General features: G+C 59.3%; 7 protein-coding genes and 1 pseudogene. 4 read left to right on the top strand and 4 right to left on the bottom strand.

All coding sequences use genetic code 11. From position 1 onward, the window contains the following. The coding region (gene ltrA / locus BSU04_RS31285; protein ID WP_179258502.1) for a group II intron reverse transcriptase/maturase at nucleotides 1-1673 on the top strand (1673 nt) is incomplete at its 5' end. A 301-nt stretch (nucleotides 1674-1974) separates the two neighbouring features. Here ltrA and BSU04_RS31280 read toward each other — a convergent pair. Continuing rightward, a complete protein-coding gene (locus BSU04_RS31280; RefSeq protein WP_089164161.1) occupies nucleotides 1975-2400 on the bottom strand; it encodes a response regulator transcription factor in 426 nt (141 codons plus the stop codon). Nucleotides 2401-2996: 596 nt separating this feature from the next. Between BSU04_RS31280 and BSU04_RS31275 the strand changes: the two genes are divergently transcribed. Further along, the gene (locus BSU04_RS31275; RefSeq protein WP_373452893.1) at nucleotides 2997-3674 is read left to right on the top strand and encodes a response regulator transcription factor; all 678 of its coding nucleotides are present in this window, start codon (nucleotides 2997-2999) and stop codon (nucleotides 3672-3674) included. Between the two features lie 82 nt (nucleotides 3675-3756). Here BSU04_RS31275 and BSU04_RS31270 read toward each other — a convergent pair whose 3' ends face one another. The 3 genes and pseudogenes from BSU04_RS31270 to BSU04_RS31260 form a co-directional block, all read right to left on the bottom strand. Then, entirely contained in the window at nucleotides 3757-4131 is a 375-nt protein-coding gene (locus BSU04_RS31270) for a hypothetical protein (protein WP_089164159.1), read from the bottom strand. Between the two features lie 42 nt (nucleotides 4132-4173). Next, nucleotides 4174-4659: pseudogene (locus BSU04_RS31265) on the bottom strand (group II intron reverse transcriptase/maturase); the annotation flags it as partial. Between the two features lie 63 nt (nucleotides 4660-4722). Next, on the bottom strand, nucleotides 4723-10314 hold the full coding sequence (locus BSU04_RS31260; protein WP_089164157.1) for a trifunctional serine/threonine-protein kinase/ATP-binding protein/sensor histidine kinase: 5592 nt from the start codon (nucleotides 10312-10314) through the stop codon (nucleotides 4723-4725). A gap of 925 nt (nucleotides 10315-11239) precedes the next feature. Between BSU04_RS31260 and BSU04_RS48120 the strand changes: the two genes are divergently transcribed. Further along, nucleotides 11240-11368, top strand: coding sequence for a hypothetical protein (locus BSU04_RS48120; protein ID WP_256983507.1), 129 nt, complete (start codon nucleotides 11240-11242; stop codon nucleotides 11366-11368). 426 nt (nucleotides 11369-11794) lie between these two features. Then, on the top strand, nucleotides 11795-12073 hold a 279-nt coding region (locus tag BSU04_RS31255; protein ID WP_179258501.1), incomplete at its 3' end, for a carboxymuconolactone decarboxylase family protein.

The following is a 12073-nucleotide window of genomic DNA, read 5'->3' as shown; positions in this document are numbered from 1 at the left end:
CGGGGCACTGGCACGATATTCATTGGGCAACGTGCTACCGCGAAGTCAGAAGGCTGCAAACGCGGATCTTCAAGGCGACAAAGGAAGGCCGCTGGAACAAGGTGAAAGCCTTGCAATGGCTGCTGACCCACTCATTTGCCGGCAAAGCACTCGCCGTCAGACGGGTGACTGAGAATCACGGCAAGAAGACGCCCGGTGTGGACAAGGTAACGTGGTCCACACCCGATGCCAAATATCGTGCCGTCAAGAAATTATCTCGGCATGGGTATGCACCACGACCATTGCGGAGAATTTATATACCAAAAAGCAATGGCAAGATGAGAGCGCTCGGTATCCCCTGCATGGTCGATAGAGCGATGCAGGCGTTACACCTGCTTGCCCTTGAACCCGTGTCGGAAACGTGCGCTGACTCGCATTCGTATGGATTTCGCCGGGACCGCTCGACAGCGGACGCTATCGAGCAATGCTTCACGGCGCTCGCGAAGAAGACATCGTCGCAATGGATTTTAGAAGGCGATATTCGGGCATGTTTCGACGAGATCTCCCATTCCTGGTTGGTCACCAACGTCCCCACGGATACGGTGATCTTGCAGAAGTGGTTGAAGGCGGGATACATCGAAGATCGGCAGCTCTTCCCCACAAATGCAGGGACCCCACAAGGCGGCATCATTTCACCAGCGATTTCGAATTGGGCGCTCGATGGCCTGCAACACCGATTAGCAGAGCGATTCGTCTGCCGCCGGGTTGATGGCAAATGGATTCGCCCCAAAGTCGGTCTGGTGCGCTATGCCGATGACTTTGTGATCACCGGTTACTCGAGAGAGTTGCTGGAAAACGAGGTGAAACCGCTGGTCGAGGCCTTTCTGATGGAACGCGGACTGACGCTCTCCCCGGAAAAGACCAGAATCACGCACATCTCGCAAGGGTTCGACTTCCTCGGGCAGAACATTCGAAAATATCAAAACGGCAAGTTACTCATCAAGCCATCAAAAAAGAATGTTCAAACGTTTCTGACAAAAGTGCGTACCGTCATCAAGGGCAACGCATCGGCCAAACAGGCCAGTTTGATCGGCCTGCTTAATCCGATCATTGATGGCTGGGCGAACTACCACAGACACGTCGTTTCGAAAAAAGTCTACAGTGCAGTCGATACTGCCATCTGGCAGGCGTTGTGGCGGTGGTGCTGCAGGCGGCATCCGTGTAAGGGCGCACGATGGATCAGAGCACGATACTTTCACTGCGAGGCAACGCGGCATTGGGTATTTGCTGCTGATACAGGTGAACTAACAGCAGAGGGAAAGCCAAGACGATTGAAACTACGCAAAGCGTCCGACGTCCCAGTTCGGCGACACACGCAGGTCCGTGGCAATGCCAACCCTTTCGACCCGGCATGGGAGAGCTACTTCGAAGACCGTTACGGTTTGAAAATGGCGAACGCCCTGTCGGGTCGAGGAAAACTGATCCGCCTTTGGCTCGATCAGGACCGGGCTTGCATCGTATGTCAGCAGCGAATCACAGCGGTGACCGGATGGCACGTGCATCATATCGTCCGCCGCGTGGACGGCGGATCGGATGCGTGGTCAAACCTCGTCATGGTCCATCCTGATTGCCACCGACAGATCCACAGCCGTGGTTTAACAGTGATGAAACCGGCTCCCAAACGGGGGCTTTGAAAGGCTTGAGCCGTGTGCATTAAAAGGTGCATGCACGGTTCTGAGGGGGCCGCTGCGCAGTAATGCACGGCGGCTACCCGACAAAAGCCACGCGACAACCGGTGCGGAAGGGCAGTGAGCGGTAGAGTCGGCAGATTCATGGTGACATGGCACTTTTAAAAAGGGGCCATATCATCTCCCGTTTTCCCTCAATCCACGCACGTGTAACGCCGCTATGAACCACGCCGGGGGAACTGAAGTTTCGACGGTCAGTATTGCGCGGCCCAGCACGACGGCAGTCTTCTGACGAGCAGACAACGCGCTATGGCCGACCCAGCGCGAGATTGAGCAATCGCTCGACAGTGGCGGCGTCTCCGGGCTTCTCGAGAAGTGTGAGTGCCCCTTTGGCCTGGATTTTGGCCTCAAGGTCAGCAGTCGGGAATGCCGTGGTGAAAATGGTCGGAATTGCGTACCCAAGGGCGAGAAGGCGGTCGTGCATTTCAATTCCGGACAAGCCTGGCATCCGTATATCCGAAATCAGGCATGATGTCTTGCCGATTAACCCTGAGCCCAAAAATGCTTCCGCCGATGCAAACACTCGTGCCTGCCACCCTAACGAACGAACCAGGCTCGCGGTCGCAAACCGGGTACCCTCATCGTCATCAACGATGGAAATGATTTGAGAAGACACAATCGACGGGCCTCGACACACTGGATGCGGAGCATGCCATACGGAACTGTGTAGCATGCGACTCAAATCAATCGTAGCTCGCAAGCCGCCGCACGGAAACGATACGAATGTATAAGCGGTTCACGAGCGTAGCGTTGATCCGGATGCGTCCCGGCCATGCTCTCAAACCGGCACAGCTATGGGTGTCATCTTCTGCGCCTCATTGGCACCCGAGAAAACTGGTTGTGAAATCGTTGCGGTTCACGAAGTGATCACTTTGGGGTACGGGTTGGCGGCGACGAGGGGGCTCCGGTGCTGCAAGCAACAGCCGGCCGGGGTACGGTGTTGCTGAAGAATGATCGAATCAATGGCTGCGCGCTCGCAATCTGAAATCAATCGCGATCATCCGCACGCTGGTGCGACGCCCACTCCATTTCCATCCGCGTTTCCTGGAAGAGGATTGGCAAGTTCATGAGCGTAAAACAAAACACCATCAGGGGCGACAATCGTTCGGAAGTCGATCGACCGATTCTGGGCGAGTTCGGTGGATTCGCGTCAGGCAACCAACCCTTGCCGCAAGCTGTTTTGGATGCAGTGACGTCCGCACCAGCGGGGCGTAAAATAGTTGAATGCCAGCGGGCTCCGACCGGAATCCGGCTTCGCGAGGTGTCCAGATGATTGCTAGACCGACCCGCATGACGGATGAACCCGAAGCAACCGACGGCTCCGTCATCTACGTCGTCGATGACGACCAGGGAATCCGGCGGGCCCTTGACTTGCTTATGCGCTCCGTGGGCTTGCGCGTCGAAACGTTCGAGTCCCCGGACGAATTTCTCCGGTTTCCTCACTCCGCGGGACCGAGCTGTCTCATCCTGGACGTGCGACTCCGCGGGAAAAGTGGCATGGCTTTTCACCAGGAAATCGTCAATAGCGGCATGCGTATTCCCGTCGTATTCATGACCGGTCATGGAGACATCGAAATGGGGGTGAACGCAATGAAGGCCGGCGCGCTGGACTTCTTTGCGAAGCCGTTCAAAGACCAGGACATGCTCGACGCAGTTGCTCGGGCCTTGGCGCGCGATGGCGAGCGGCTCGCGGCAGAAGCCGCGTTAGCCGGTCCGCGCGCTTCGTACCAGTCCCTTTCACCGCGCGAGAAAGAGGTGATGGGCTTTGTGCTCTCCGGTCTGCTGAACAAGCAGATTGCCTCTGAGATGAACTTGAGCGAAATCACGGTCAAGGTCCACCGTGGACAGGTCATGCGTAAAATGAACTCGCGCTCGATGCCGGACCTCGTCCGCAAGGCCGAATTGCTTGGTATCGAGCCCTGTCTGCCCAACGGCCGTCAGCGCTGAGCGCCATCGTACGGGAGCGCTTCTGTAGACTGTTCGCGCGAGTTAAAAAGCGAGCCTGCAAAAGTTGGGGAGGTCGATTTCGTCAGGCTGCCATGGCTTGCGGCAGGTTTGCATGGTCTGGTCTGTTCGTTGGTCGGTGCCGCCCTGGCGATGTTGCCCCGATGCGTTTGCCGTAACGCGAGGCGGCCATCTCGAGCGCCGAGATGCGGCGGGGCGAGAATTCCCCGTTCAAAACCGCGACTCTGACCTGCGCCATGCAGTGCGCCCCTTCGCCAGTCCAGCGCATCTGTCGCTTCTTGGCCATGCGGTGGCTGACGAACTGGTTCACCGCGGACTCGGCGATGCTGCTGGTGATCGGCAGGCCCTTGCGATGCCGAGCTCCGTAATTGACCGGGGTGTGCGTGTTGTTCCTCAGATACGGAAGATTATCGCGGTAGGAATGTCCATTACTGGACACCCCCGCACAGATCCCGGCGTGCCCGATTCGGGCACCGGGCTCCTACCTCGGGTGTTTGACGGCGAAACGCTGATCGGGCCACGGATGAAGGATTCGAGGTTTGGGGAGCCAGGCATCTGCGAGCCGGTTCAAGTGCCCGCGAAATCGTGGGTACCGCCTGATACGCAAATTATCCGGGACCACCTGCCTGAGCCATTTCCCTTGTTCCGGGATCGACACATGCATGCGCTTTCTCAACTGCTCCTTGATGTCCCTAAGCTTCGTTCGCATGCGATCGCCGCGGGTTTCCCGCTGAAGCTGGAGAGCACCTCGACGAGACTTCCCGCAGATGAATATGAAGCCCAAGAACGTAAAGGTCTCCGGCTTACCAAGACCGTACCGCTTTCGAATAACCGCTGCATAGCGGCCGAATTCCAGCAGCTGGGTCTTGTCCGGATGAAGCGCAAGCGAGAACTCCTCCAACCTCAACCGCATCGCCTCCCAGAAGCGCCGCGCGTCAGCGTCGTGCTCGAAGCCGACAACAATATCATCCGCGTACCGCCCCTTAAGCTACGAGGCGAATGGCCGATTATGCCCTGCGCTGCGCACCCGTCACGACGCGCTTTCGCCAATAGGAGGCAGGCTGAATTGGAAGACGGCACCGCGCCCGGCATTATTGGATGCCCACAATCGGCCTCCATGAGCTTCGATAATTGAACGGCAGATCGACAATCCCATACCCATTCCGTCGGGCTTCGTGGTGAAGAAAGCGTCGAACAGCCGATTTGCGTTTTCCGGATCGATGCCCGTGCCAGAGTCCTGTACAGCGACGACCACATACCCCTCCTTATGCCGACGGGACGCGATCAGTAATTCACGTGGCTCGTCACCGATGTCGGCCATGGCCTGGATACCGTTTATGACCAGATTGATGATCACTTGCTGAAGCTGGACCCGATCGCCGAGCAGCGGAGGCAGGTCGGAGGCGAGCTTGAGGCGCAACGAAACGCGATGATTGAGAACCTCGCGCTGAACCAGGGACACAACGTCGTTGACCACATCGTTGAGCTCCAGTTGCGTCTTCTGCGGGGTGGCCCCTTTGATGAGCGAGCGGATACGCCGGACGATTTCGCTCGCGCGCCTACCTTCGGCGATCATGTGCTCCACGCAGGCCCGCACCTCCTCGGGCTGTGGCGTCCTGTGGCCGAGCCATCGCAGGCAGGCTTCGCCGGTGGTCACGATCGCGCCGAGCGGCTGGCCTACTTCGTGGGCGATGGATGCACTCAGTTCCCCAAGAATTGTCACGCGAGTGGCATGAGCGAGTTCCGTCTGCAACGCCAGCAACTGCTCCTTCGCTCGCTTCGCCTCGCCCCGCCGCGTTGCAAGCTCCGCCTCGGCCATCTTGCGTTCAGTCAAATCAAGCACGAAAGCGACACCTTCGCTCGCACCTTCTTCGAAGATCGCCGCGCCGAGCAGCACCGATACGCGACTGCCGTCCTTTCTGAAGAACTCCTTCTCGTAGGGCTGTAGCGTCCCCGTAAGTTTGAGCTGTGGCACCGACCGTTGTTTAGTGCGATCGAGCCACTCCGGCGGCGTCAGGTCCGTCCATCTCAGACGCCCCGACACGAGTTCCTCCCTGCCGTATCCCACGATACGGAGAAACGCGTCATTGGCCTCGAGGATTTGACCTGCCAGGCCCCAGATAAAGATCCCGACAATGTTGGCGTCGACGAGGCGCCGGATCCTGGCTTCGCGTTCTGCCAGATCGCGGTACAAGAGCGCGTTCTCAAGCGTGATCGCGGCCTGCGAGGCCAGCAGTTCCAGGACAGTTACGCGTTCAGGCGTGAACGCATGTGTGGCCAGGTTGTTTTCCAGATACAACACGCCGATCAAGTCGGAGCGCCGCATAAGCGGCAGGCACAACACCGATTTCGGCTGTCGACGGGCCAGGTAGTCGTCCGCCGAAAACGGATTCGATCGCGTCGCATCGTCCAGCAGCACCCGTTCCTGGCAGCGGCGGACGTAGTAGACGATGGAACTCGGCATCGCCGGTTGGAGCATTGCTGATCCCGGCGGTGCGAAGGCGGGCGGTGCCTGGTTCAGGTGCCGCTGCACGTGAATCGTCTGCTGTTCCGTGCTCGCTTCGGCCGCGAGGATCAGGCTTTCGTTGCGCGCGAGCAGCAACTGGCCGGTCTGCGCGCCGGCGTTTTCGAGCACGATCTGCATCAGTGTATCGATCAGGTCTTCCAGCACGATTTGGCCCGAGATGGCCTGCGAGGCCTTGGCGACCGACATCAAATCCAGTTGAGTCACATCGCCGGGCGAGGCGGCTGATCGTAAAGCCGACGCTTCGCGCCGTTGCGGTATGCGTGCGTCGAGTTGACTGACCTTGGCGTGCGCGCCCCAGCGTGCAAAGCAGCTGCGCGCTTCGTCAAAGTGGGCGCGGGCGGAGGTCGTCGCCCCGCGCGCAGCATAAAATCCGGCCGCAAGCTCATGCGCGATGCCTTCGTTCTGGACGAAGCCGTTCTCGCAGGCCGCTCGAATGGCCTCGTCGTACAGGTGCATGGCATCGGCGTCTCGCCCCTCTACGCGGGCGATCTCGGCCGACACCAGTGCGTGCTTGTCGGCGAACGTCGGTGGATAATTGTCGGCCCACTCGCGCAGTTGCGCCTGGTGCACTGCCAGCCGTTCGCGCCAACCATTGCGCTCGTCGGCACAGGCGTTCTGGTACAGCGCTGCCACAGTAAGCGCGGTGTAGTAGTAATAGTCGAGCAGAGGGAAATGGGCGGTCGAGGACCAGAGCAGCGCATTCGCCTGGTCGGCTGCCGCGAGCGCCTCAGCGTAGTCTCCCGACAAGAACCGCGACTTCGCCTTCACGATCCAGTACCAGCAGACCGCCGTGGGCATCCGCTTGCCCGCCAATAGCTGCGCTTCGAACGTGGCTTCGTCGAACTGTGCGTCGTTGAAACTGGACAAGGCCGCAGTGCGGCCCTGCATGGCCGCAATGAAGCGCTGCTGGGGGATGATGACGTCCTCAATATCGCAGAACTTGCTTTTGTGCACGAAGTCCCGGGCGATCTCCGACTCGCGCCACACCGCATCGAGCGGATCGTTGCGCAGGAGAAGGAGCATGACGATATGGAGCAGGCCGTAGCACGCGTAGGTCAGGTCTCCCATCCCAGTCGAGGTGCGAACGGACGCCCGGACATAATCGATCGCGGTCGCCAACGGATGCGTCCAGAAGGCGGCGATCGCCGCGGCATCCTGAACCTTCGCTCGATACGCGAGGAAGCCGTGCTTTTCGACCAGGTCGCATCCTAGCTTGGCGAGACGAAAACCATCGGGGTAACGTTGAAAAGCCGGTCCGAGGCTGAACCCGAGGTAGCCACAGGCGTGCGCGGAAGCGCCGCTCACCCCGTGTTGCATGCTGAGATTCAGGGTGCGGCACAGTTCCAAACAAAAGAGATTGCGATCGGTAACGTAGGCTGAGTTCGAAAGAACGCACAATAGGCGCGTGGCGGCCTGCAATTCCGGGTCCTGCATCAGCGGCAGGTCGATCAGGTCCTCGATCGTGCGGCCTTCCAGGTTGCGCCAGACTGTCTCGTATTCGGCCTGAACCTGTTCCCAGCTCGGGCGCGCCGGAATGTCGATACCGAACAGCTTCAGGCACGCTAGCGCGCTGTCGATGGCTTGCACGTTCTCCGACTTCACGATATGGAGCAGGACCTTCAGCTCATAGACGGCGGCCACGCCGACCTTCGACGCCTCCCGCAGCAGTAGCCCCGCAAGCAGTACCTCCGATCGGTCGAGTTCACCGGTCAGAAATTCGCATTCCGCGCATTCGAGCCCCAGGCTGAACATCAACTCGCAGTGGCTGGTCCAATAGGTCTCGTCGAGCAGCGCCATACCGGCGGCCAAGTACAGGCGCGCGGACGCATAGGCCGCCGAGGCCTTAGCCCGGCGCCCGGCACACAGGTCGATCGCCGCCACCCGTGCCTTTTCGTCCCGGTCTGCCAGCCCTGCAGCGCCTCGATTGAACTGGTTCGCGACATCGAACACATGCTTGGCCAGTTCGTCTGTCGTCATGTTCGCCAACAGCACGCGGCCGATGCGCAGGTGACCTTCGGCCCGGTCCGCTTCGGGAATCAAGGAATAAGCAGCCTGCTGGATCCGGTCGTGCAGGAACTTGGCGCTGCCGCCGGTGCGCACGATCAAGCTTTCTCGCACCGCCGCAGTGAGGCCTTGGTCGACCTCGGCCTCGCTCAGGCACTCCCGTGCTTGGCCTCCCGGATGCCCGCTAACCAGCGCAAGGTGGTGCAGCTCAAACGTGTTCCCTAGGCAAGCGGCCAACTGCAGCGCTTCTTGCGCGCGGGCTGGCAATCGACGTAACCTTTCCAACAGCAGATCGACGACGTTGTCCGCGAAATCCTTCGCCTTTATCTGATTAAGGTCCCACTGCCAGGCCCGGTGTTGCGCATCGTGCTGGAGCAATGCCTCCTTGTGCAGTGCATCCAGGAACTGGATAAAGAAGAGCGGGTTGCCCTCGGTGCGCTCACAGACCAGCCGCGAAAGCGGCTCGCAGACGACGGGGGGCGCATGGATCGTGTCGGCGACCAGTTGGTTCAGATGCGCGAGCGACAGCGGCGCGAGCCGAAGGTCCACCACCGGCGTGCCACTTTGGTGGATCGTATCGAGGCTGGTCATCAGCGGATGCGCTGCGCTCACTTCGTTATCGCGATAAGCGCCGATCAGCAACAGATAGCGCGTGTCCTTGTGAGTGAGCAGGTCCTCGATCAACGCCAGGCTTGCCGCATCGATCCACTGCAGATCGTCCAGAAAGAGGACCAGCGGATGTTCCTCGCTCGTGAACGCCTTGACGAATTGCCGAAACACCATGCGGAACCGGCTTTGCGCCTCGACCGGCGGCAACGGCGAAACAGGTGGTTGCGGCCCGACGATCAACTCGAGCTGGGGCAACACATCGACGACGAGCTGGCCATTAACCCCGACCTCGGACTGGATCTGTTGCCGCCAGCCGGCAACGCGCGCCTCGCTTTCGGCCAGCAGCTGCCGCACCAGTTCGCGAAACCCGTGCGTGAGGGTGGCATATGGAATATCGCACTGGTACTGATCGAACTTGCCGGCGATGAAATAGCCATGCTTCGCGACAATTGGCTTGCGCAACGCGTCGACCAGCGACGACTTGCCGATGCCCGAATACCCGGAGACGGTCGCCAGCGCCGCCTGGCCAGTGGCCGCCATGCGCTCGAAGGCGCCTAGCAGCCGCTCCACCTCCGGGCCACGGCCGTACAGTTTGAGCGGGACCTGGAAGCGCTGCGGAATATCGTCCGCGCCGAGCGGGAACGGCTCGATCCGGCCCAACGCTTGCTGTTGCGCTAGACACCGGTCGAGATCGGCCAGCAGCCCGTGCGCACTTTGGTAGCGGTCTTCCGGTAGCTTGGCCAACAGCCTCATCACGATATCCGACACCGGTCGCGGCACCTCGTGCGCGATCTCGCTCGGCGGCGCCGGGATGCGAGCGATATGACAATGCGTCCATTCCAGCGGGTCTCTCGCCTGGAACGGCAACTGGCCGGTCAGCATCCGATAGAGCAACACGCCCGTCGAATAGAAATCGGTCCGGTAATCCACCGGACGATTCATGCGGCCGGTTTGTTCGGGGGACACATAAGCCCAATCGCCTGCGGGCACGGCGACGTCCTTGGGCACGGCGGTGTCAGGTTCCCGAGCCGTGGCCAGGCCGAAATCCACCAGCAGAACCCGGCCAGTCTCCGGCGCGACGAGCAAATTGGCGGGCCGGATATCGCGGTGAATGACCTGCGCGGAATCGATACCCGTCAACGCATCGGCCAGATGGCGGCCAATACGAAGGCAAAGAGCCACGTCCATGCGCGGCTCACGAACCAGAACGGCTTCGAGCGACTCGCCTGCGAAGTCTTCAAGGATCAGCGCCAAGCGTCCGCGCTCATCGATCAGGGTAATCGGTTTGGCAACGCCCGCGACATTCAACGATTGAAGAAGCAGATATTCGCGCTTGAAACGAGCGGATTGGGCTGCATCGGCGGGCTCCGGAGGGAGCTTCAACAGCACCGGCATCCCGTCCGTTAAGCGGCGGGCACGGTAGAGGTCCGAGCCCGCTGTCGCGGAGATCCGATCAAGCGTCTGACAGTTCGCGATGAGCATGGACCTCCTCCCTTCGTCCCCCGGTGGCCTAACCTGGCATCTAATCTTGCATTTCGACGGTTGAATGGGCGCGGGCCCACCTGTATGTCGGCCAGGCGATTACTTTGTGAACGCAACGATTGACGCTAGTCTACTCGGTCGCGACGGACGCCGGTTCAGGCCATTCGCTACAGAGGGGCGGCGGCAGTACCTATGCCCGTATCACATATAGATGACGCACCGGTACCGCCGCCACTGTCCACTCACTGTCCACCCGCCGCCCGATTTGGCCTACTGCGCGCAGAGCGCAGTAGCCATATGCATGTCCGTCCACCTGACACAGCCGACGTTCGAATCTCCACTCGAATGCATGAGTCAATGACCGCTCGTGGCCGAACGCCGCCCTCCTTGATAGGCAGTGTTTTGTCAGGATGACGCGTACCTCAATCGGAGGTCAGGCCAGACTTCGAAACACGTCAGACTAGAGGTGTTCTCGTCATTATCTGAAGCATTTTCCCGGCGGATTAGGCCCAAATCTGACAATCTCGGCGCTGATCAATGAAAGGGACTTTCCCCGTCCCGAAGATGGGGCGGAAGCCGCAAATCGGCATCGAAGTGCCATGATGGAGTTTCGAGACTGCATCAAGAGCACAAGAGGGGAAGTCCATGTCAATTATCACTGTCGGAATCCATCTCGCCAAGACTGTCTTTGCCGTTCATGGAGTTCTCCCGTTATACGTGCGTATAGGGCAAGTAATTCTAACGCGCCATCGCGCATATCCCGCCGTAGACTAGATTCGCCCTTCGGCAATACCTACTCTTCTCTCGTAGAGACAGTGCTCACTGTTATAGCAGCGCAAAGCTTGCGGTTCCGCTCAGACGACAACATCGCCTTTTGAGTGCCGACGGACCATTGCCATTTTATGACGTCCTCAAGGAATTCATCGTGTCACCGGTTCTGTACAACTGGATACATATTGGAAGCAACGCGTATGTGGAGTACACGTTCGTGCCGTGGTTTGGCAAGAGCATCTATCGCCGTACCGTCGACCTATCCGCAATATGCATCCAGTAGTCGCAAGTGGGCGGTTATTCGACTCCACCCTTTGTTCGATCACTGCTTCACTCTTTGCTAAAGAACTGGTTGCGGGTTTTTCGAGACGGTCGAATTTGTCTGCAGGCCGCACCGGACTGGATTTTTTGATGGCCAGTGGTGAACCGATCAGAGTCCAGATTTCTGGATCAACTGGTTGCTGGTTTCGAAGCTGATTTTGTACACAGCGGTCGAACAAACCCGATGTGCAAATCGATGTCGGGTACGGGCTGTTGTAGCTGAGAAGATATGTTTCGTTATGCGAATATGAAGGCATCAGGCGGTCGAGCGCGATTGCGACGCTGGCCAGAGCGCCGACGATGTTACGCAAGGTATGGGCGTGAGATCAGTTTCGGCAGTAGTGCCGCAGATTGATCATCGTATAAGCAACCATCGAGAAAATACACAATGAGCGCGTTCCAAACTTACACGGTCGACAATGCGCCGGCCGCATCGAAGGCCAGTCTGGAAGATATGAAATGGACCTTCGGCTTCGCGCCGAACCATCAGGGGAATATGGCCGAATCACCGGAACTGCTCGCCGGATACTCGGCACTGTGGGACCTCTTTTCGAAGAGCACTCTGAAGCCGCACGAGCAACAGGTTGTCTATCTGACCTCCAACTTCGAGAACGACTGTGACTATTGCATGGCCGGTCACACCACGCTCGCGAAGATGATCAAGATG

It is taken from the genome of Caballeronia sordidicola, from assembly GCF_002220365.1.
Lineage (GTDB): Bacteria > Pseudomonadota > Gammaproteobacteria > Burkholderiales > Burkholderiaceae > Caballeronia > Caballeronia sordidicola_C.
This window is presented reverse-complemented; position numbering and strand designations above follow the sequence as displayed.

What these genes read in the sequence shown, in the direction of transcription:
- BSU04_RS31280 (WP_089164161.1), bottom strand. Translation starts at nt 2,400, where the DNA reads ATGCTACACAGTTCCGTATGGCATGCTCCGCATCCAGTGTGTCGAGGC.
- BSU04_RS31275 (WP_373452893.1), top strand. Translation starts at nt 2,997, where the DNA reads ATGATTGCTAGACCGACCCGCATGACGGATGAACCCGAAGCAACCGAC.
- BSU04_RS31260 (WP_089164157.1), bottom strand. Translation starts at nt 10,314, where the DNA reads ATGCTCATCGCGAACTGTCAGACGCTTGATCGGATCTCCGCGACAGCG.